General features: G+C 45.7%; 19 protein-coding genes and 1 tRNA gene. 16 read left to right on the forward strand and 4 right to left on the reverse strand.

Annotated features, from left to right (window positions below; genetic code table 11):
* The first annotated feature begins 228 nt into the window (after positions 1-228).
* The 11 genes from VCHENC03_RS05730 (at position 229) to VCHENC03_RS05680 (ending at position 11452) form a co-directional block, all read left to right on the forward strand.
* Positions 229-304, forward strand: a tRNA-Asn gene (locus VCHENC03_RS05730).
* Between the two features lie 373 nt (positions 305-677).
* Positions 678-2975 carry a formate C-acetyltransferase gene (gene pflB, locus VCHENC03_RS05725; protein WP_009707284.1) on the forward strand — a complete coding sequence of 766 codons (2298 nt, stop codon included), beginning with the start codon at positions 678-680 and terminating at the stop codon, positions 2973-2975.
* A gap of 312 nt (positions 2976-3287) precedes the next feature.
* Positions 3288-3866: an electron transport complex subunit RsxA gene (gene rsxA / locus VCHENC03_RS05720; protein WP_005425202.1), complete on the forward strand. Its 579-nt coding sequence runs from the start codon at positions 3288-3290 to the stop codon at positions 3864-3866.
* Between the two features lie 3 nt (positions 3867-3869).
* Entirely contained in the window at positions 3870-4463 is a 594-nt protein-coding gene (gene rsxB / locus VCHENC03_RS05715; protein WP_005439677.1) for an electron transport complex subunit RsxB, read from the forward strand.
* An 8-nt stretch (positions 4464-4471) separates the two neighbouring features.
* On the forward strand, positions 4472-7321 hold the full coding sequence (rsxC, locus tag VCHENC03_RS05710) for an electron transport complex subunit RsxC (protein ID WP_009707286.1): 2850 nt from the start codon (positions 4472-4474) through the stop codon (positions 7319-7321).
* Entirely contained in the window at positions 7321-8367 is a 1047-nt protein-coding gene (gene rsxD / locus VCHENC03_RS05705; protein ID WP_009707287.1) for an electron transport complex subunit RsxD, read from the forward strand. Before rsxC ends, rsxD begins: the two co-directional genes overlap by 1 nt.
* A 7-nt stretch (positions 8368-8374) precedes the next feature.
* Complete coding sequence (gene rsxG / locus VCHENC03_RS05700; RefSeq protein WP_005536427.1) at positions 8375-9013, forward strand: electron transport complex subunit RsxG; 639 nt, start codon at positions 8375-8377, stop codon at positions 9011-9013.
* Entirely contained in the window at positions 9006-9698 is a 693-nt protein-coding gene (locus tag VCHENC03_RS05695) for an electron transport complex subunit E (protein ID WP_005439683.1), read from the forward strand. Before rsxG ends, VCHENC03_RS05695 begins: the two co-directional genes overlap by 8 nt.
* Before the next feature lie 79 nt (positions 9699-9777).
* Positions 9778-10419: an endonuclease III gene (gene nth, locus VCHENC03_RS05690; protein WP_005439684.1), complete on the forward strand. Its 642-nt coding sequence runs from the start codon at positions 9778-9780 to the stop codon at positions 10417-10419.
* Between the two features lie 31 nt (positions 10420-10450).
* Positions 10451-10867, forward strand: coding sequence for a lactoylglutathione lyase (gene gloA, locus VCHENC03_RS05685; RefSeq protein ID WP_009707288.1), 417 nt, complete (start codon positions 10451-10453; stop codon positions 10865-10867).
* 150 nt (positions 10868-11017) lie between these two features.
* The gene (locus tag VCHENC03_RS05680; protein ID WP_009707289.1) at positions 11018-11452 is read left to right on the forward strand and encodes a DUF2753 domain-containing protein; all 435 of its coding nucleotides are present in this window, start codon (positions 11018-11020) and stop codon (positions 11450-11452) included.
* 103 nt (positions 11453-11555) lie between these two features.
* Here VCHENC03_RS05680 and motY read toward each other — a convergent pair whose 3' ends face one another.
* Positions 11556-12437, reverse strand: coding sequence for a flagellar protein MotY (gene motY / locus VCHENC03_RS05675; protein ID WP_009707290.1), 882 nt, complete (start codon positions 12435-12437; stop codon positions 11556-11558).
* A gap of 307 nt (positions 12438-12744) precedes the next feature.
* On the opposite strand from motY, the gene rnt reads away from it, so the two are divergent.
* Positions 12745-13389 carry a ribonuclease T gene (gene rnt / locus VCHENC03_RS05670; protein ID WP_005439693.1) on the forward strand — a complete coding sequence of 215 codons (645 nt, stop codon included), beginning with the start codon at positions 12745-12747 and terminating at the stop codon, positions 13387-13389.
* Between the two features lie 28 nt (positions 13390-13417).
* Positions 13418-14743: a Na+/H+ antiporter family protein gene (locus VCHENC03_RS05665; RefSeq protein ID WP_005444668.1), complete on the forward strand. Its 1326-nt coding sequence runs from the start codon at positions 13418-13420 to the stop codon at positions 14741-14743.
* 88 nt (positions 14744-14831) lie between these two features.
* Here the strand turns inward: VCHENC03_RS05665 and VCHENC03_RS05660 are convergent, their stop codons facing one another.
* Entirely contained in the window at positions 14832-15461 is a 630-nt protein-coding gene (locus VCHENC03_RS05660; RefSeq protein WP_009707291.1) for a DsbA family protein, read from the reverse strand.
* A 75-nt stretch (positions 15462-15536) separates the two neighbouring features.
* On the reverse strand, positions 15537-15872 hold the full coding sequence (locus tag VCHENC03_RS05655) for a Grx4 family monothiol glutaredoxin (protein WP_009707292.1): 336 nt from the start codon (positions 15870-15872) through the stop codon (positions 15537-15539).
* A gap of 242 nt (positions 15873-16114) precedes the next feature.
* On the opposite strand from VCHENC03_RS05655, the gene sodB reads away from it, so the two are divergent.
* The 3 genes from sodB to VCHENC03_RS05640 all read left to right on the forward strand — a co-directional run bounded on the left by sodB (position 16115) and on the right by VCHENC03_RS05640 (position 18237).
* The gene (sodB, locus tag VCHENC03_RS05650; protein ID WP_005439697.1) at positions 16115-16699 is read left to right on the forward strand and encodes a superoxide dismutase [Fe]; all 585 of its coding nucleotides are present in this window, start codon (positions 16115-16117) and stop codon (positions 16697-16699) included.
* A gap of 156 nt (positions 16700-16855) precedes the next feature.
* Positions 16856-17359 carry a VC2046/SO_2500 family protein gene (locus tag VCHENC03_RS05645; protein ID WP_005439698.1) on the forward strand — a complete coding sequence of 168 codons (504 nt, stop codon included), beginning with the start codon at positions 16856-16858 and terminating at the stop codon, positions 17357-17359.
* A gap of 134 nt (positions 17360-17493) precedes the next feature.
* Positions 17494-18237, forward strand: coding sequence for an SDR family oxidoreductase (locus tag VCHENC03_RS05640; RefSeq protein ID WP_020196362.1), 744 nt, complete (start codon positions 17494-17496; stop codon positions 18235-18237).
* Positions 18238-18384: 147 nt separating this feature from the next.
* On the opposite strand, the gene adhE is transcribed toward VCHENC03_RS05640, so the two are convergent.
* The gene (gene adhE, locus VCHENC03_RS05635; RefSeq protein WP_005439701.1) at positions 18385-21084 is read right to left on the reverse strand and encodes a bifunctional acetaldehyde-CoA/alcohol dehydrogenase; all 2700 of its coding nucleotides are present in this window, start codon (positions 21082-21084) and stop codon (positions 18385-18387) included.
* Positions 21085-21167: the final 83 nt, after the last annotated feature.

The following is a 21167-nucleotide window of genomic DNA, read 5'->3' on the forward strand; positions in this document are numbered from 1 at the left end:
AAAATTCAAAACAAACCAGCACTGTTGCATATAAAAGATCTTTACTCAGATCTCATCAACATACTTATCCACAATTTTGGTGGATAACTAACTCCAGCCCTTTACTGATAAGGCATACAAAAAAGTAAAGAAAAAAAAGCACTATTTTTTTGCTAGAAATGTGTATTTTTGGTGTTGACAGAAATATAGGTGCTCGGTAAGATTCGACCCGCTTTCAAGCAAAGCAATTCCTCCTTAGCTCAGTCGGTAGAGCGACGGACTGTTAATCCGCAGGTCGCTGGTTCGAATCCAGCAGGAGGAGCCAAATTCCCGAAAAGCCCAGTTGAAAAACTGGGCTTTTTTCGTATCTGCCCTTCTTGAATGTTGACATCAAGATAGCGCTGTATCGTTTCATCAATACGTCTCTTTGTAAGTCCGGCTAACTTAAGCTCTTTCGTCAGCAGCTTGTACTATCAATTCGCCCACAAGTTCACTGTATCAACAATAAATTTGCATATCTCAAGGCAATTTAAATACATAAGCCATTGAATTTCAGATTAATGCAAATTAATCATTCAAAAAATGAAAAGCATTCATTTTACTCATAGATAGTAAATCCATACGATTGACAGGGTTAAGAATGGTTCCGTCCTACTCGTCGCCTCCATTCTATTTATCAATAACTTAGGGATTTACTAATGACTATTCCGACGACTGATATGCTAGAAGCATGGGCTGGATTCACTGCTGGTGAATGGCAAAACTCTGTCAACACTCGTGACTTCATCCAAAAAAACTACACACCATATGAGGGAGACGAGTCCTTCTTAGCCGAGGTTAGCGCATCTACTTCAGCATTATGGAACCAAGTGCTTGAAGGCATTAAACAAGAAAGCCGCACACACGCTCCTGTTGATTTCGATACCGATCTGCCATCAACGATTACTTCTCACGATGCGGGTTACATCAACAAAGATCTAGAAAAGATAGTTGGCTTACAAACCGATCAGCCTCTAAAACGTGCAATCATCGCTAATGGTGGTATTCGCATGGTGAAAAACTCGTGTGAAGTTTATGGCCGCGAATTGGATCCAACGGTTGAAAAGATCTTCACTGAATACCGTAAAACTCACAACAAAGCGTGTTTCGACCTTTACACCAAAGAAATCCTAGCGTGTCGTAAATCAGGCATCATCACTGGTCTTCCTGATGCCTATGGCCGTGGTCGCATCATTGGTGACTACCGTCGTATCGCCCTTTACGGTATCGACTTCTTAAAAGCAGACAAAAAAGAGCAATACAATTCGACACAGACTTTCCTAGAGCGCGGTGGCGATCTTGAGAAAACACTTCGTCTACGTGAAGAAATTGCAGACCAAGTTCAAGCACTTGAAGACATTCGTCAAATGGGTTTGAAATACGGCATTGATATGTCGCTACCTGCAAAAACAGCGCAAGAAGCGATTCAATTTACCTACTTTGGTTACTTGGCGGCCGTTAAATCACAAAATGGCGCAGCAATGTCATTAGGTCGTACATCAACTTTCCTAGACGTATACCTAGAGCGTGATATCGCAAATGGCTTGATTGATGAATCACAAGCGCAAGAGATGATCGACCACTTCATCATGAAACTGCGCATGGTTCGCTTCCTTCGTACACCAGAATACGATTCATTGTTCTCTGGCGACCCAATCTGGGCAACAGAAGCGATGGCAGGTATGGGGGTTGATGGCCGTACGCTAGTATCTAAAACGACATTCCGATACTTACATACACTACATACTATGGGCCCTGCTCCTGAACCAAACATGACGATTCTTTGGTCAGAGCAATTACCTGAGGCGTTCAAACAATACGCTGCAAAAGTATCGATTGATACTTCTTCTGTTCAATACGAAAACGACGATCTAATGCGTCCTGATTTCGACAATGATGACTACGCGATTGCATGTTGTGTGAGCCCGCAGATTGTTGGTCAGCACATGCAGTTCTTTGGTGCACGTGCCAACCTTGCAAAAGCGCTGCTTTACACCATCAATGGTGGTATCGATGAAAAATCGAAAGCGCAAGTGGGTCCGGTAGTGGACAAAGTTCAAGATGAAATTCTCGACTTTGACGCTTTGATGCCACGCTTCGACAACATGTTGGAATGGTTAGCAACGCAATACGTCACAGCGTTGAACATCATCCATTACTCGCATGACCGTTACAGCTACGAAGCATCACTGATGGCATTAATGGATCGCGACGTACACCGCACTATGGCGTGTGGTATTGCAGGTCTGTCTGTTGTCGCTGACTCTTTGGCGGCAATTAAATACGCGACCGTGAAGCCTGTTCGTGATGAAGATGGCATCGCCGTTGATTTTGAAATCGAAGGTGATTATCCAAAATTTGGTAACAACGATGCCCGTGTTGATGACATCGCTTGTGATCTGGTTGAGCGCTTCATGAAGAAAATTCAGAAGATGCACACCTACCGCGAAGCAGTGCCAACTCAATCGATCCTAACGATCACATCTAACGTGGTTTACGGCAAAAAAACGGGTAATACACCAGATGGCCGTCGCGCAGGTATGCCTTTTGGCCCGGGTGCAAACCCAATGCACGGTCGTGATGAAAAAGGGGCGGTTGCGTCTTTGGCATCGGTTTCTAAACTGCCGTTTGCTTACGCGAAAGATGGTATTTCTTACACCTTCTCAATTGTGCCTAACGCACTGGGTAAAGATGAATTAAGTCAGAAGAAAAACCTAGCCGCGCTAATGGATGGTTACTTCCATCACGAAGCGAGCAACGAGGGCATTGCGATTGAAGGTGGCCAACACCTTAACGTCAACGTTCTTAACCGAGAGATGTTATTGGATGCGGTTGAACATCCAGAGAAATACCCTCAGTTGACGATTCGAGTGTCCGGCTACGCAGTACGTTTTAACTCGCTAACTCGAGAGCAACAACAAGACGTGATCAGCCGAACTTTTACAGAAAAACTGTAATCGCGAGATTGTAAAATAATCAAAGCTCATGCCTCTAACTCATTAGGGGTATGAGCTTTTGTCGTTTCTGGCGAACCATACGAAGTGATACCAAAACCATCAACAACGCGTGCGTTAAATCAGTGGCGGTAATTGCGTTTTTCTTTGTTAACAACCATTCACCAAACTTTTCAATTTCTTATTAATTCATCCGCTCACATCACATACACGTATAATTTTCCATCGGGTGCATAAAACCACACCGTTCTCTGGTTGTTATTGGTGTCACAAAACACGATAATATTGGGATCGGATTTTAAGAACGTAATAACTATGACCGAATATATTTTGTTGTTGGTCGGCACTGTGCTGGTGAACAACTTTGTACTGGTGAAGTTTTTAGGCTTGTGTCCTTTTATGGGCGTGTCTAAAAAACTGGAAACAGCAATTGGCATGGGCTTAGCTACAACTTTTGTACTAACGCTCGCGTCTGTGTGTGCATACTTGGTGGAAAGCTATGTTTTACGTCCACTGGGCATCGAATATCTACGAACCATGAGCTTTATTTTGGTGATCGCTGTTGTTGTACAGTTCACCGAAATGGTCGTGCACAAAACCAGCCCGACGCTGTATCGTCTGTTGGGTATCTTTCTACCTCTGATCACAACGAACTGTGCGGTTCTGGGTGTTGCTCTGCTTAACATCAACGAGAACCACAACTTTATCGAATCGATCATTTACGGTTTTGGCGCAGCGGTTGGCTTCTCTTTGGTACTGATCCTATTTGCGTCAATGCGTGAACGTATTGCTGCAGCTGATGTACCTGTGCCATTTAAAGGCGCGTCAATTGCGATGATCACCGCAGGCCTTATGTCTCTTGCCTTTATGGGCTTTACAGGTTTGGTGAAGTAAACGATGAGTACGATTTTAATTGCGATCATCGCTCTTGCTGCCCTCGCCGCTGTATTCGGGGCAATACTCGGTTTTGCATCGATTCGCTTCAAAGTCGAAGCGGATCCAATTGTCGATCAAATCGACTCTATTCTCCCGCAAACTCAGTGTGGTCAGTGTGGCTATCCTGGTTGTCGTCCATACGCCGAAGCGATCGCTAACGGCGACAAAATCAATAAGTGTCCTCCAGGCGGTCAAGCGACCATTGAAAAACTAGCGGATCTGATGGGCGTTGAAGCGGAAGAGTCGGCACACGATCTCGACAGCAAAGTCAAAACCGTTGCTTTCATCCATGAAGACATGTGTATCGGTTGTACCAAGTGTATCCAAGCGTGTCCTGTGGATGCGATTGTTGGTGGTACTAAAGCCCTTCATACCGTGATCAAAGACGAATGTACGGGTTGTGACTTGTGCGTTGCGCCTTGTCCAACTGACTGTATTGAAATGATTCCTGTGGAAACCACCACAGAGAGCTGGAAATGGAAACTTAACGCCATTCCAGTGGTTAACATTACGGATGCTGCCAACGCAGCGAACGTGACTGATTCAATTAAATAAGGTTTCGTATGTTGTCTTTGATTGAACAAATTCGTACTGGTTCGCTATGGGATTTCCCAGGCGGCGTGCATCCGGCAGAAAACAAAAAGCAATCCAACAAAACTGAATTGGTTCATGCAGCCATTCCGTCGGAAATCGTCCTACCTTTAAAACAGCACATCGGTAAAGCAGGTAATCTATTGATTGCTGTTGGCGACACAGTGTTGAAAGGTCAACAGCTAACGGCGTCAGATAGTGGTTTCACCGTTCCTGTTCATGCGCCAACTTCTGGGCAAGTAACAGCTATTGAGCCACGAACCGTAGCTCACCCATCGGGTTTAAGCGAACTGTGCGCAGTGATTACGCCAGATGGTAACGATACTTGGTGTGAGAAAACGCCAGTTGCCGATTACACCCAAGAATCTGCAGATGCGTTAATCGATGTGATCCGTCTTGCTGGTATCTCTGGCATGGGTGGCGCAGGCTTCCCAACGGCTAAGAAGATCCAATCGGGTATTGCACGTACCGAAATTCTTATCGTTAACGCGGCAGAATGTGAGCCTTACATCACCGCCGATGACAAACTCATGCAGGAACATGCAGACGAACTGATCCAAGGTATCGAGATCGTCGAGCATATCCTCAAGCCAAAACTCACCATCATTGGTATTGAAGATAACAAGCCAGCAGCAATCAAAGCGCTGGAACAAGCGGCGATGAACAAAGACATCGTGATCCGCGTTATCCCAACCAAATACCCTTCTGGTGGTGAGAAACAGCTCATCAAGATTTTGACCAACAAAGAAGTTCCTAGCGGCGCTATCCCTGCGGATATTGGCATCCTGGTTCAAAACGTTGGTTCTCTCTACTCAATTAAACGTGCAGTGATCGATGGTGAACCTGTAGTCAATCGCATCGTGACTCTGACGGGTAAAACCTTCAAGCAACCACGTAACGTTTGGACACTTCTTGGTACGCCAGTACAAGCACTGTTAGACGAGTTTGGCTATAAAGCAGATAAGAAACTGCAGCGCCTAATCATGGGTGGTCCAATGATGGGCTTTACCCTACCCCACGCTCAGGTTCCTATCACTAAAACAGCAAACTGTATTCTGGCACCAAAGCGTCGAGAGATCGCTTCTGACCAATACGAAATGGAATGTATCCGTTGCAGCCAATGTGCGGAAGCGTGCCCTGCATCGCTATTGCCACAGCAGCTTCAGTGGTATGCGAAAAGCCAAGAATACGAAAAGCTCGAAGAGCTGAACTTAAAAGACTGTATTGAATGTGGCGCGTGCGCGTTTGTGTGCCCAAGTGAAATTCCACTGGTTCAATACTATCGTCAAGCGAAAGCTGAAATCCGTACACGCGCTCAAGAAGCGGCAGCAGCTGAACGAGCTAAGCTGCGCTTTGAAGAGAAGAAAGCGCGTATGGAACGCGAGAAAGCAGAACGTGAAAATCGCTTTAAGAAAGCCGCGGATGATCGTCGTAAAGACATGAAAGCATCTGGCGGTGACGATGCGATTGCCGCAGCCATCGCTCGCGTGAAAGCACAAAAAGAGAATACCGAAGCGAAAGCCGAGCCAGCAGTGAAACCAGCGGTTGCAGCCGCGATTGCCAAAGCAAAAGCGAAACAAGCTGCAGCGGCTCAATCTGGTGCAGCTGAGCCTGATAACTCAGAAATGGCGAAGCTACGCGAAGAACGCAAACGTCTTGCTCGCGAACGCAAAGCGCAAAAAGAACAAGGCGACGCAGCTACGGATAATGCTGACGATAAGAAGTCAGCGGTTGCAGCCGCGATTGCCCGTGCTAAGGCGAAGAAAGCTCAACAAGAAGACGCATCAACACCTGCCGAAGCCGGTGACAAGAAAGCGGCCGTCGCGGCAGCTATCGCCAGAGCTAAAGCGAAAAAAGCACAACAAGAAGATTCGACCGAATCTGCAGAAACAGAAGCACCTGCTAAACAAACTGAAGATCCAAAGAAAGCTGCTGTTGCCGCTGCCATTGCTCGCGCTAAGGCACGCAAAGCTAAGCAAGAAGACTCTACGGAATCTGCAGAAGCGGAAACACCAGCAGAACAATCTGAAGATCCAAAGAAAGCTGCAGTTGCCGCTGCTATTGCTCGCGCTAAAGCACGTAAAGCTCAGCAAGAAGGTTCTACTGAGTCTGCAGAAACGGATGCGCCTGCTGAACCAACAGAAGATCCAAAGAAAGCTGCTGTTGCCGCTGCCATTGCTCGTGCTAAAGCGCGTAAAGCTCAGCAAGAAGGTTCTACTGAATCTGTAGAAACTGAAGCGCCTGCTGAAGAACCAGAAGTGGATCCGAAGAAAGCCGCGGTTGCTGCAGCGATTGCTCGTGCTAAAGCACGTAAAGCTCAGCAAGAAGGTTCTACAGAATCTGTAGAAGCGGAAGCACCTGCTGATCAAGCTGAAGATCCAAAGAAAGCCGCTGTTGCTGCTGCCATTGCTCGTGCTAAAGCGCGTAAAGCGCAGCAAGAAGTGCAAACAGAACCTGTAGAAGCAAAAGCTCCTTCTGAAGAACTAGAAGTCGACCCGAAGAAAGCCGCGGTTGCCGCAGCGATTGCTCGTGCTAAAGCACGTAAAGCGCAGCAAGAATCGCAAACAGAATCTGTTGAAGCGGAAGCGCCTTCTGAAGAACCAGAAGTCGATCCAAAGAAAGCTGCGGTTGCCGCAGCCATTGCTCGTGCCAAAGCACGTAAAGCTCAGCAAGAAGCACAAACAGAATCTGTTGAAGAAACGCCTTCTGAAGAGCCGGAAGTGGATCCAAAGAAAGCTGCTGTTGCCGCAGCCATTGCGCGCGCCAAAGCACGTAAAGCTCAGCAAGAAGCGAATAAGAACAATACTGAGGAGAACGAGTAATGTCGTTTTTTATTGCCAGTTCACCACACGCTCACAGCCGTCGCAGCACGCCTGATTTGATGAAATGGGTAGCTCTGTGCGCTATTCCTGGCTTAGTGGCTCAAACCTACTTCTTTGGTTGGGGCACCATCATTCAACTTGTGTTCGCTATTGCCGTCGCAGTGTCACTTGAAGCATTAGTCATGCTTGTGCGTAAGCGTTCTCCAATGCGTGCGCTGCGTGATAACAGTGCCATCGTGACAGCATGGCTATTAGCCGTAGCAATCCCACCATGGTCTCCTTGGTGGATCATGGTTATCGGTTTGATTTTTGCAATCGTTATTGCGAAGCACTTATACGGTGGTATTGGCCAAAACCTATTTAACCCAGCGATGGTCGCTTACGTTGTGTTGCTCATCTCCTTCCCTGTCCAAATGACAAGTTGGAGCGCGCCTGTTTCATTGATGTCTGAGCACGTGACTTTTGCAGATGCGTTGTCTCTGATCTTCACTGGCTATGACTTTGATGGTTTGTCGCTGCAACAAGTTCGTGCCGGCGTGGATGGCGTAACAATGGCAACTCCATTAGATGCATTTAAAACTGGTATTCATACTGGTGCAACGCCAAGTGAGGTGCTATCACAACCAATGTTTGGCGGACTTGCGGGTATCGGTTGGCAATGGGTAAACCTAGCTTACTTGGTTGGTGGTCTAGTGATGATCAAAAAGCGCATCATCCAATGGTACATTCCAGTTGGTTTCCTAGGCAGCTTGGCACTGTTTAGTACCGTGTTTAGCTTGATCATGCCGGGAGAAACCGCGTCACCAATCTTCCACCTACTTTCAGGTGCAACGATGTTAGGCGCATTCTTTATCGCAACCGATCCTGTTTCGGCATCAACGACCGTGAAAGGTCGCTTAATTTTCGGTGCTCTGATCGGCGCGTTGGTATTCATTATTCGTAGTTGGGGTGGCTTCCCAGATGGCGTTGCGTTTGCCGTTCTGCTTGCCAATATGTGTGTACCGTTGATCGACTACTACACCAAACCAAGAACTTACGGTCACTGAGGTAAACATGTTAACCGCTATTAGAAAAAATGGTCTGACATTGGCGATCTTCGCCTGTGCAACAACCGGTCTTGTGGCACTGACTCAGTACCTAACAAAAGATCAAATTAAGCTTCAGGAACAAAAGCAATTGCTGTCGGTTCTTAACCAAGTGATTCCGGAAGAAATGCATGACAACAACCTTGTTGCGGCATGTACTATGGTCTCTGCACCCGATCTAGGTACGGTTCGCTCGATGCCAACTTACATTGCTACCAAAGATGGTCAACCAACGGCAATGGCAATTGAGTCCATCGCACCAGATGGCTACAACGGTGAAATCAAAATCATCACCGGCATCGATAACCAAGGCAAGATCCTTGGTACTCGTATCCTAAGCCATCAAGAAACGCCGGGATTGGGTGATAAAATTGATTTACGCGTTACGGATTGGATCTTGAGCTTCACTGGTAAGCAAGTGACAGAAAGTAACTGGAATTCTTGGCGAGTTCGTAAAGATGGCGGCGATTTCGATCAGTTTACTGGCGCAACGATTACCCCTCGAGCGGTAGTGAAAGCGGTGAGAAACACAGTAAACTACGTAAATAAGTCTCGTGATGAGATTCTGAATCAGCCCCTAGACTGCGCAGGAGGCAACCATGAGTGAAAATAAACTGCTAATGAAAAACGGCATGTGGAGCAACAACCCTGCCCTAGTACAACTTCTGGGTTTGTGTCCTCTACTTGCGGTTTCTTCGACCATTACCAACGCCCTTGGTTTGGGTATTGCGACGTTGTTGGTGCTTGTCGGTTCTAACCTGACAGTTTCACTGATTCGTAACTACGTACCAAAAGAAATCCGTATTCCGGTTTTCGTTATGATCATCGCAGCCTTGGTAACTTGTGTTCAACTCTTGATGAACGCTTATGCCTACGGATTGTATCTATCTCTGGGCATCTTCATCCCACTGATCGTAACCAACTGTATTATCATCGGCCGTGCGGAAGCTTACGCCTCGAAGAATGATCCATTGCCAGCAGCATTGGATGGTTTCTGGATGGGGCTTGGTATGACAACCGTATTGGTTGTACTTGGCGCTATGCGTGAACTTATCGGTAACGGCACCTTGTTCGATGGTGCAGACCTATTATTGGGTGACTGGGCTGCGGCACTGCGTATTCAAGTTTTCCACTTCGATAGCAGCTTCTTACTGGCATTGTTGCCGCCAGGTGCGTTTATCGGCGTAGGGCTTTTGATTGCGTTGAAAAACGTTATCGACAGCTCAATTCAGGAACGTCAACCGAAAGAAGAAAAACCAGCCATTGAGCGCGCCCGCGTAACTAACGCATAATATAAGAATTCTAAAATCAAGGCTCTACCACTCGTAGGGCCTTTTTCATAAACCGCAAAGACGGGTTTGGAAGTCAGCAATGAACAAAGTCAAAAGAATTGAAATTCTCGAACGACTCCGAGAAAACAATCCCAACCCTCAGACGGAGCTCAATTGGAGCACACCGTTTGAACTCCTTATCGCCGTACTGCTTTCTGCGCAGGCGACGGACGTAAGCGTAAACAAAGCAACAGACAAGCTCTACCCTGTTGCGAACACGCCACAAGGCATTCTTGATTTGGGTGTCGATGGTTTAAAGGAATACATCAAAACCATCGGTCTGTTTAATTCAAAAGCCGAAAACACCATCAAGACTTGTAAGATCTTACTAGAGAAGCACAACGGCGAAGTACCAGAAGATCGTGCAGCACTAGAAGCTCTGCCGGGTGTAGGTCGTAAAACCGCTAACGTAGTACTGAATACCGCCTTCGGTTGGCCAACTATTGCAGTGGACACGCACATCTATCGTGTTTCTAACCGTACAAAGTTTGCGATGGGTAAAACCGTCGACGACGTAGAAGAAAAACTGCTAAAAGTGGTGCCAAAAGAGTTTAAGCTTGATGTACACCACTGGCTGATCCTTCATGGTCGTTACACATGTGTGGCAAGAAAGCCGCGCTGTGGTAGCTGCATCATTGAAGATCTATGTGAATATAAAGAAAAAGTGTACCCAGACGAATAAACCCGTCTGAAACAATCGCTAGGAGCAAATAATGTCAAACGGTCGAATTCTTCACACCATGCTACGCGTGGGTGATCTAGACAAATCTATCAAGTTCTACACTGAAGTAATGGGCATGCAGCTACTTCGTACCAATGAAAACAAAGAGTACGAGTACACGCTGGCATTCCTAGGCTACGGTGATGAGTCTCAAGGTGCCGTCATCGAGCTGACTTACAACTGGGGTACAACCGAGTACGACTTAGGCTCTGCATTTGGCCATATCGCAATTGGCGTAGACGATATCTACTCAACTTGCGATGAAATCAAAGCAGCAGGTGGCAATGTCACTCGTGAAGCCGGTCCAGTAAAAGGCGGTACAACACACATCGCTTTCGTGAAAGACCCTGATGGCTACATGATTGAGTTGATTCAAAACAAACAAGCGTCAGCAGGTCTAGAAGGCTAACTAGCTCTTTTATTGAAACACGCTATATTGAAACACGCGATGTTTTTGCAGGCAGGTCTGAGACCTGCCTTTCTTTTATCAACAAATTACTTTACGTGATAATAATTATCGTTTAGATTTGTCCACAACATCGATATGTGGGACACGATAATGATCAGTGAATGGGAAAAACACACACTTCTAGCCGATACTGCACTTCAACTAGATGACCCTGTTCGCAGCATTCTTCATTACCAGCAAGCCCTTAGCCTGAGTGAAGATATTAGCGAATGCGTGGAAATAGAAGCCGACGAGAGATTATTGATTTCGGTGATTTCATGCCATAACCTCGCCCAATTCTGGCGTTGGGCTGGTGATACCGAATATGAACTCAAATACCTTCAACTGGCTTCAGAAAAAGTACTCACTCAGATTCCTCAATGCCCAAACAAAGATTGTGCAAGCTTTATTGATTCCATTGGCTGTTGCACAAAAGCACTGATTGATTTCATGAAGCGCCACCCCAACTCAGCAATCGCAAAACAAGTCGAGAAAATCGATACCGCGACCAATTGTGAAATCATCGCTAAGTTCCGCCTAAACTAAAACACATGACACAAAGCTAAGCGGCAACGAACAAAATAAACAACGTCAAACGGATACAAAAACGCCAGAGTCAAACTCTGGCGTTTTTATTGGTTAACTTCAGTTAGACCTGAGTACGTCCCAGTGAAATTACTACACGACGGTTTTTATCTTTACCAATTGGTGAGCCATTGTCTGCAATTGGACGACGCTTGCCGTAACCTTGCACTTGAATGCGATCTCCAGATAGCCCTAGCGACTCAAAGTAAGTACGTAATGATTCAGCACGTCGCTCCGATAAGCTTTGACTTGCGCTCTTACCATCCGTTGAATCGGTGTAAGTCGCCACCAGCACCAAATCGATATCTTGATTATGACGAACATAATCAGCAATTTGCGACAAACGTTTCTTCGAGGCTTTAGTTAACTGATCGCCTTGGCGTTCATAGTGAAGAATCGTGAAGGCGATATCTTCAAAACTGTACTTCAACAAGTTAGCAATACAGTTACTAAAAGCATTGTATTTGCTTTGGAACAATACCGAGGACAACGCGACTTCAATGCGTTGATCACGGCTCTGCCAATCTTGGTAGCTAAACGTTGGGTAGCGCCCTTTTTCTAGCTCAGACAGAATGCCCCAAGCAGTTTGCCCGCCAACATAACCATCAAACTGCTTAAAGAACTTCAGGTTGGTAATACGATCGGCATTCTCACCCGGACGCCAAGGTGGTGGCATAGAAATCAAACTAACATTACGCGTTTCACCCATAGGACGACGCATCTTTAGCTCAAAATCCAAGTTTATCTTTTTACTCGCACGAGACGAAAATACCGCGTCACCAAATCCAGGGATAGGATGCACAAGTTGGCATTCTAATGGCGTGTTCATCACCATTTCCCATTGTGATTGCTGCGGTGTAGCAACATAACGCTTCCCCATCGACGCAAAACTGTTCGCGCTAAGCAAAGACATCACGATACCACTGGTTACTAGCCATTTATTCATCTAAGTACTTCTCTCAAACGGCAGTCTATTGCCGCTTACATGAATCAATTGAAAACATGCAGAACAATGCAAAAATCCCGCCAACATGGAATTTTTAAGGGGTTATAAGGAGTTAACCCCCACTTTGGCAAGTGCATAAAATGGTAAATAACATCGCGAGAATAACAGGTGACCGACTACCTTGTTTTTGGTTATAACCCTTACTGGTTAACGGAGGAATAGAATTCTACATTTCTCCGAAATTGCGGTTTTTCTCATCGGTAGAATCTGCAATAATGCAGCCTTCGTCACACAAATATAAGCCAACATGACAATAGAAAATGAAGCTCTGACCCTGAAAAAACGTTTTCGTGGTTATTTTCCAGTGGTAGTTGATGTTGAGACCGCAGGTTTCAATGCTCAAACTGATGCACTTTTAGAAATCTGCGCCGTTACCCTTAGCATGGATGAAAATGGCGATTTGCATCCTGCCTCGACCATTCATTTTCATATCGAACCTTTCGAAGGCGCGAACTTAGAAAAAGAAGCCCTTGAATTCAATGGTATTCGTGACCCATTCAGCCCTTTACGTGGAGCAGTTTCAGAACAAGAAGCACTCAAAGAAATCTACAAGCTGATCCGTAAAGAGCAAAAAGCGGCCGATTGTTCACGGGCCATCATGGTGGCACACAACGCTGCTTTCGACTTAAGTTTTGTTAATGCAGCTAACGAGCGCTGCAAACTAAAAAGAGTCCCTTTCCATCCATTTGCCACTTTTGATACCGCAACATTAAGTGGGCTTGCTTATGGTCAAACTGTTCTCGCTAAAGCATGTAAAGCTGCAGGGATGGAATTCGACAATCGTGAGGCACACTCTGCCCTTTACGATACACAACAAACTGCAGAGTTATTCTGTGGCATCGTCAACAAATGGAAGGCCCTAGGCGGTTGGCCGCTTGTCGACGAAGAATAATAAATAAACACAACATATTAGGAAAAGTATGAATCCTGTCGTTATATCTGTGTGCGTCATGCTCGTGTTAGCATTGATGCGCGTAAACGTGGTGGTTGCCCTCACGTTTAGTGCCATCGTTGGTGGCCTTGTTGCAGGCATGAGCCTTGGGGATACGGTTGCTGCATTCGAAAGTGGTCTGGGTGGTGGTGCGACTATCGCGCTTAGCTACGCAATGCTAGGTACTTTCGCTGTTGCGATTTCTCGTTCTGGCATCACTGACCTTCTGGCAAAAAGCGTTATCAAACGCCTAAATGGTAAAGAGAGCTCTGCGTCGACTACAGGTCTAAAATACGCAGTATTGGTTGCTCTTGTACTTGTTACCATGTCATCTCAAAACGTGATTCCGGTACATATCGCCTTCATTCCAATTTTGATTCCACCTCTTTTGGGCGTATTCGCTAAGCTGAAGCTGGACCGTCGTTTGGTTGCTTGTGTGCTTACCTTTGGTTTGATCACGCCATACATGGTTCTACCAATCGGTTTTGGTGGCATCTTCCTAAACAACATCCTATTGAAGAACTTGCATGACAATGGTCTAACAGACGTTGTGGCAAGCCAAGTACCGACAGCAATGCTGTTGCCGGGCGCAGGTATGTTGTTTGGTCTTCTAACTGCGATCTTCTTTAGCTACCGTAAACCTCGTGAATACAAAGAGACTGAACTGACCGTTGTTCAAGAATCTGAAGAGAAGCTAAACAAAAAGCATATCGTGGTTGCAGGCTTAGGTATTCTTGCTGCGCTAAGCGTACAGCTATATACGGGCTCAATGATCATCGGTGCACTAGCTGGCTTCATGGTGTTCACTTTCGGTGGTGTTATCGCATGGAAAGAGACGCACGACGTGTTCACTAAAGGTGTACACATGATGGCAATGATTGGCTTCATCATGATTGCGGCGGCAGGTTTCGCTGCAGTAATGAAGCAAACTGGCGGTGTTGAGACGCTTGTACAATCGCTATCAACCAGCATCGGTGACAACAAGCCTCTTGCAGCACTACTAATGCTTATCGTTGGTCTGTTGGTAACAATGGGCATCGGCTCATCGTTCTCTACGATTCCAATCCTTGCAACTATCTATGTGCCGCTTTCGCTAGCATTTGGTTTCTCACCGATGGCGACAATCGCACTAGTAGGTACAGCAGCAGCTCTAGGTGACGCGGGCTCTCCTGCTTCTGACTCAACGTTAGGTCCAACATCGGGTCTAAACGCCGATGGTCAGCACGAGCACATTTGGGAAACCGTAGTACCGACATTTATCCACTACAACATCCCTCTGATCATCTTCGGTTGGATTGCTGCAATGGTGCTGTAATCGCGTCATTGAATAGATACAATTCGTTACGAAAAAGCCGCTCATTGAGCGGCTTTTTGTTGTTTTGGCTTTGAAAACCGGTTTCGGATTATTGCACTGGCATGTTGTCGATGATGCGCTCGCGAATAAACTTCAACGTGTTTTCTGTAGACACATAATCCACTTCAATCGGGAAGTAAGCGTCGTTAATTTGCAGTACCAAACTCGGGTAAGAATTGACACCAAGACTCTTAGCAAGGCTTAACTGGTCTTGGAAAACACCTTCCAGCAAAGTGCCATCCATATCGTTCTTGAACTGCTGAACGTTTAAACCAATCTCTCTAGCAAGTTGCAGATGGGTTGCTTCTTCATGAGGCGGCATCGCACGTAAATAGTAAGCGTGTTGAATCGCCTCTAGCATCTGTTCATAAGAATCTTGGAAGCCTGCAGCGATAACGGCACGGCAAGATTGGTAAGTGCTACGTACTGGTGTGCACAACGTCCAGAAATCGTAGTTAAACTTGGTACCAAGCTGACCTTCGATTTGCTTCCAAATTTGCTCAATTTTCTGCTGCATTTCCGGTGGCATAGGCAGATTAGTATCTGGCGCGAGCCCACCCACAACATACTCAAACTGAATCACACCCGGCAGTTGCTGCTTCAATTTTTCGATGGTTGGTTTGTAGCCCCAACACCAGCTGCACATAGGATCATGTACGTAGTAAAGCTTCAAGTTCATTCCACTAACCTAAAAAAGAAAAAGGAGCCAATGCGGCTCCTTTGTATTCTATCGCCAAATGTGAGTATTTACGAATTACTCAGCGTCACCTTCAACGCGTGCTGCCGCTTCTTTGATCAGAGGCTGAAGCTCACCTTTCTGGAACATTTCCAAAATGATGTCACAACCACCGATCAGTTCGCCTTCAACCCATAGTTGTGGGAATGTAGGCCATTGAGCGTATTTAGGTAGTTCAGCACGAATGTCTGGGTTTTGTAGAATGTCTACGTAAGCGAACTTCTCGCCACATGCCATTAGCGCTTGTGCTGCTTGAGAAGAGAAACCACAGCTAGGCAGTTTCGGTGATCCTTTCATGTACAGCAAGATTGTGTTTTCAGAGATCTGCTGTTTGATTTTATCGATAGTTTCCATCGCTTCCTCATTCATGGATGTGAACTTTAATTATTGCCACATTTTACTCAATAAACACAGAATAAAAACCATATAATTAGTAAGTCTTTATTGGTTTTATCTTAAAATATTTTCATATCGGGGTTTTAATAAAGTAAAAACTTGCTAAAATACTTTTCAAGTCAGTCGTAAAGACTACATATAAATAAAAACACTGGAAGCAATCGAAAGGTAACCCTTTCATATCTATGGAGAATTGAGCAATGGCATTTGAACTACCAGCTCTACCTTACGCGAAAGACGCACTAGAACCACATATCTCTGCAGAGACTCTAGATTTCCACCACGGTAAGCACCACAACACTTACGTTGTTAAGCTAAACGGTCTTATCCCTGGTACTGAGTTTGAAGGCAAAACACTAGAAGAGATCATCAAGACTTCAACTGGTGGCGTATTCAACAACGCAGCACAGATCTGGAACCACACGTTCTACTGGCACTGTCTAGCGCCAAACGCAGGCGGCGAACCAACAGGTGCAGTTGCTGACGCGATCAACGCAGCGTTCGGTTCTTTCGAAGAATTCAAAGCAAAATTCACTGATTCAGCAATCAACAACTTCGGTTCTTCATGGACTTGGCTAGTTAAGAAAGCTGACGGTTCTCTAGAGATCGTTAACACGTCTAACGCAGCGACTCCTCTAACAGAAGAAGGTACTACTCCACTTCTAACTGTTGACCTATGGGAACACGCTTACTACATCGATTACCGCAACGTACGTCCTGATTACATGAACGGCTTCTGGGCTCTTGTAAACTGGGACTTCGTAGCAGAGAACCTAGCGAAGTAATTTACTTCCCCCTAAGTTCAATTTAGTCATATTTAAAAGCTCGCACTATTGCGGGCTTTTTTATTGCTCCTAAAACCAGTTTATTCAATTAATCCCCTCTTTTTCCTAAAGTTCTTTCCGTTGTTGCCGTTAAAAGTGCATCAAGCGAGGAACATCATGCAAATCCATACTTTAGACAAAGCAGCAATCATCAACGAACTTCAGTTCGGTAATGGTATTAACCATGCCGTACACGAAGGTCGTCGCGCTGATTTCTCACTGATTCTGTCTATGTTCTCGAATGATGTTCGTGATGTTGTTCCGGTTGAAGAAGTCCAAGAAGTACTCACGAGTGATGACATTCTTCGCCAACAGTTCGGGTTATCTCAACCTCAAGCACTTCGTTCTGATAGCAGCAGCTACGAACTTGCAGCTGAGCAAGCAAAACAGTTCCATGATGCAGGACTGCCCTCCGCAAAACTGAGCCACTACTTAAAACCAGATGCGCTGACTTACCTTCCTGAAGATACTTTCAATCTACCAGAAGAGGTTTACCACAACCTATCTGGTCATGAACGCCGTAGCTTGGGTGAGCGCAACAAGCAATTGATTCCTGAAGCTGGGTTGTACAATCAACTCGTGACGGCTCAACGTCAGTACCAAATTCAAACGCAAGCTTAGAGATCAGCTTTTTCTCCAACGGCTTACATTCTCGACACGTCAGAAATGTGACGCCTTACAAATTCCAAAACAATTGTTGTTGCTCGAAAGCGTTAGTTTGAAGCTTTTCACACTGAGCTCAAATAAATTCGTCCATGCTATTAGCACAAACCACTGATGTATTCTTTAACACAAGAAATTACAGTGAAGGTGCTATGGATATCAAAGAATCAATCATTCTCGTCACGTCTGCAGGCTCTGTCTTAGGCAGGACTTGCTCTAACCACTTCGCCCACCTTGGTGCGACGTTGGTGCTCTGTGATCAGAACCCTAGTGCCTTAAAGGCAAGCTACGAACAAATCAGTGCCTTCTCCGACAAGGTCTATGCGATGAATGTGTGCAGTGACAACACCACATCCATCAATCTGTTGTTTGACCAAATCGAATCACAGCTAGGGGCAACGCCAGACGTTATCGTAAATTGCTGGACGAGCTCACCAATGCCGAGCTTAATGGCGCCAGAGCCAATGAGCACCTACATCGACCACCTCTCCTCGGCGGCACGGTTCCTCTATACCTACGGACAAGTGAGTGCAGAGCGCTTCCGCTCCAGAGAAAAGAAGGGCGTTATCGTCAACGTTATCTCACATGATAATCATGAGGATCTGACGGGCGTAGAAAGCATGGCGGCTTTGGTATCCGGCTTTACTCATAGTTGGGCAAAAGAACTGACACCATTCAATATTCGCGTTGGTGGTGTGATTCCTTCAGTTAATCACACCAGTGAAGATCTAGACGAAAGGCACTGGGCACAGATCCAAGACGAGTTAGTTAGAAACACAGCTTACATTGTTGCTAATGAGTACTTCAGCGGCCGCGTGGTCACTACCGAAGTCTAATCCTCCCTCGACCTAAGACCACCTTTCGTCCATAAAGCGGACAAATTAAGAAATAAAAAAAAGCCCCAGTCTCTCGACTGGGGCTTTGCTTTTTCCCGATTGTAGGTTTCGTGCTAGCGAAAACCTATCTCACAACTAACGTTTTACTTATGCGTTAGTTTTTTCTTTCTTTGCTTTCGCTGCTGGCTTAGCTACTTGGTCTGCTTTCTTCTTGATTACAGTAGTACCTTCGAAAGTTTCACCTTCAACGAATGCTTTACCGTAGTAAGAAGCCATTAGTACTTCTTTCAGCTCTGTGATTAGAGGGTAACGTGGGTTAGCACCTGTACACTGGTCATCGAACGCTTCAACAGCTAGCTCGTCTAGTTTCGCTACGAAGTCAGCTTCAGAAACACCTGCAGCTTGGATAGACATTGGGATGTCTAGGTCGCCTTTCAGCTCGTCCAACCATGCTAGTAGACGTTCAATCTTCTGAGCAGTACGGTCACCTTCTTGGCTTAGGCCTAGGTGGTCAGCAACTTCAGCGTAACGACGACGTGCTTGTGGACGGTCGTATTGAGAGAACGCAGTTTGTTTAGTTGGGTTGTCGTTCGCGTTGTAACGTACAACGTTCGAGATTAGTAGTGCGTTCGCTAGACCGTGAGGTAGGTGGAACTCAGCACCAATCTTGTGCGCCATAGAGTGACAAACACCTAGGAATGCGTTAGCAAACGCGATACCAGCGATAGTTGCCGCGTTGTGTACTTTCTCACGAGCGATTGGGTCGTTTGCACCGTTCGCGTAGCTTGAAGGTAGGTACTCTTTAAGCATCTTAAGTGCTTGTAGAGCTTGACCGTCTGAGTACTCGTTCGCAAGAACAGATACGTAAGCTTCTAGAGCGTGAGTTACTGCATCGTAACCACCGAATGCTGTTAGAGACTTAGGCATGTTCATTACTAGGTTAGCGTCAACGATAGCCATGTTTGGCGTAATTTCGTAGTCAGCTAGTGGGTACTTAGCACCAGTCTTGTCGTCTGTAACAACCGCGAATGGCGTAACTTCTGAACCAGTACCTGAAGTTGTAGTGATACATACAAGCTCAGCTTTCTTACCCATTTTAGGGAACTTGTAGATACGTTTACGGATGTCCATAAAGCGCATTGCTAGTTCAGCGAAGTGAGTTTCTGGGTGCTCGTACATTACCCACATGATCTTCGCAGCATCCATTGGTGAACCACCACCTAGAGCTAGGATTACGTCAGGTTGGAAGCTCTTCATTGCTTCTGCACCTTTCTCAACAACAGATAGTGTTGGATCCGCTTCTACGTCGAAGAATGTTTGAACTTCGATGCCTTGCTCTTTAAGAAGTTTAACTACTTCGTCAGCGTAACCGTTGTTGAATAGGAAACGGTCAGTTACTAGGAATGCGCGTTTCTTACCTTCTAGGTCGCTCATTGCGATTGGAAGGCTACCACGACGGAAGTAGATAGACTTAGGTAGTTTGTGCCACAACATGTTTTCAGCTCGCTTAGCTACAGTTTTCTTGTTGATAAGGTGCTTAGGACCTACGTTCTCAGAGATAGAGTTACCACCCCAAGAACCACAACCTAGAGTTAGAGAAGGTGCTACGTTGAAGTTGTAAAGGTCACCGATACCACCGTGAGTAGTCGGGATGTTTACAAGGATACGTGCAGTCTTCATCTTGTCACCGAAGTAACGGATGCGGTCTGCGTTAACGTCTTGGTTAGTGTAAAGACCAGATGTGTGACCGATACCACCGATTTCAACCATTGTTACCGCTTGAGCAACTGCGTCTTCGAAGTCGTCAGCACGGAATAGACCTAGAGTTGGAGATAGTTTCTCGTGAGCGAACTCATCATCGTAAGAAACTTTACCTAGACCTTCACCTACAAGAACTTTAGTGTCAGCAGGAACTTTAACACCAGCCATTTCAGCGATTGCTGGAGCAGGTTGACCTACGATTTTCGCGTTTAGTGCGCCGTCGATAAGAAGTACTTTACGTACTTTATCAGCGTCAGCTTTAGATAGAACGTGAGCTTTGTGAGAAGCGAAACGCTCTTTCACTTCGTCGTATACTTCGCCAACTACGATTGCAGCTTGCTCAGAAGCACATACTACGCCGTTATCGAAAGTCTTAGACATAAGGATAGAAGCAACAGCACGTTTGATGTCAGCTGTTTCATCGATAACTACAGGAACGTTACCTGCACCTACACCGATTGCTGGCTTACCAGAAGAGTAAGCTGCTTTAACCATGCCTGGACCACCAGTTGCAAGGATAAGAGCGATACCGTCGTGCTTCATAAGAGCGTTAGAAAGCTCTACAGATGGTTGGTCGATCCAACCGATAATGTCTTTTGGAGCACCCGCTGCTACTGCTGCGTCTAGAACTAGTTTAGCTGCATCGTTAGTAGAGTTCTTCGCACGTGGGTGTGGCGAGAAGATGATGCCGTTACGAGTTTTTAGAGAAATTAGAGATTTGAAGATTGCAGTAGAAGTTGGGTTAGTCGTTGGAACGATACCACAGATGATACCTACAGGCTCTGCGATAGTCATCGTGCCTAGGTTGTCATCTTCTTCCAAGATGCCACATGTTTTTTCGTCTTTGTATTTGTTGTAGATGAATTCTGAAGCGAAGTGGTTTTTGATTACCTTATCTTCAACAATACCCATTCCAGATTCAGCAACTGCTTGTTGTGCTAGTGGAATACGAGCATGGTTAGCTGCAAGAGAAGCTGCGCGGAAGATTGCATCTACTTTCTCTTGAGAAAATGTTGCGAACTCTTCTTGTGCTGCTTTAACGCGTGCTACTAGAGCATCTAGTTCAGCTAAGTTAGTTACAGGCATGGTGGATCTCCTAAAATAATAAATATTAAAAACTTTTTAGTAAGGCTATTGTCTTTCGTTTCTACTGTTTATCAGCGACTTAA

Origin of the sequence: Vibrio sp. HENC-03, from assembly GCF_000305755.2 — a bacterium.
Lineage (GTDB): Bacteria > Pseudomonadota > Gammaproteobacteria > Enterobacterales > Vibrionaceae > Vibrio > Vibrio owensii.

Coding starts and splice junctions, on each gene's coding strand:
- pflB (WP_009707284.1), top strand. CDS start 678: ATGACTATTCCGACGACTGATATGCTAGAAGCATGGGCTGGATTCACT.
- rsxA (WP_005425202.1), top strand. CDS start 3,288: ATGACCGAATATATTTTGTTGTTGGTCGGCACTGTGCTGGTGAACAAC.
- rsxB (WP_005439677.1), top strand. CDS start 3,870: ATGAGTACGATTTTAATTGCGATCATCGCTCTTGCTGCCCTCGCCGCT.
- rsxC (WP_009707286.1), top strand. CDS start 4,472: ATGTTGTCTTTGATTGAACAAATTCGTACTGGTTCGCTATGGGATTTC.
- rsxD (WP_009707287.1), top strand. CDS start 7,321: ATGTCGTTTTTTATTGCCAGTTCACCACACGCTCACAGCCGTCGCAGC.
- rsxG (WP_005536427.1), top strand. CDS start 8,375: ATGTTAACCGCTATTAGAAAAAATGGTCTGACATTGGCGATCTTCGCC.
- VCHENC03_RS05695 (WP_005439683.1), top strand. CDS start 9,006: ATGAGTGAAAATAAACTGCTAATGAAAAACGGCATGTGGAGCAACAAC.
- nth (WP_005439684.1), top strand. CDS start 9,778: ATGAACAAAGTCAAAAGAATTGAAATTCTCGAACGACTCCGAGAAAAC.
- gloA (WP_009707288.1), top strand. CDS start 10,451: ATGTCAAACGGTCGAATTCTTCACACCATGCTACGCGTGGGTGATCTA.
- VCHENC03_RS05680 (WP_009707289.1), top strand. CDS start 11,018: ATGATCAGTGAATGGGAAAAACACACACTTCTAGCCGATACTGCACTT.
- motY (WP_009707290.1), bottom strand. CDS start 12,437: ATGAATAAATGGCTAGTAACCAGTGGTATCGTGATGTCTTTGCTTAGC.
- rnt (WP_005439693.1), top strand. CDS start 12,745: ATGACAATAGAAAATGAAGCTCTGACCCTGAAAAAACGTTTTCGTGGT.
- VCHENC03_RS05665 (WP_005444668.1), top strand. CDS start 13,418: ATGAATCCTGTCGTTATATCTGTGTGCGTCATGCTCGTGTTAGCATTG.
- VCHENC03_RS05660 (WP_009707291.1), bottom strand. CDS start 15,461: ATGAACTTGAAGCTTTACTACGTACATGATCCTATGTGCAGCTGGTGT.
- VCHENC03_RS05655 (WP_009707292.1), bottom strand. CDS start 15,872: ATGGAAACTATCGATAAAATCAAACAGCAGATCTCTGAAAACACAATC.
- sodB (WP_005439697.1), top strand. CDS start 16,115: ATGGCATTTGAACTACCAGCTCTACCTTACGCGAAAGACGCACTAGAA.
- VCHENC03_RS05645 (WP_005439698.1), top strand. CDS start 16,856: ATGCAAATCCATACTTTAGACAAAGCAGCAATCATCAACGAACTTCAG.
- VCHENC03_RS05640 (WP_020196362.1), top strand. CDS start 17,494: ATGCTATTAGCACAAACCACTGATGTATTCTTTAACACAAGAAATTAC.
- adhE (WP_005439701.1), bottom strand. CDS start 21,084: ATGCCTGTAACTAACTTAGCTGAACTAGATGCTCTAGTAGCACGCGTT.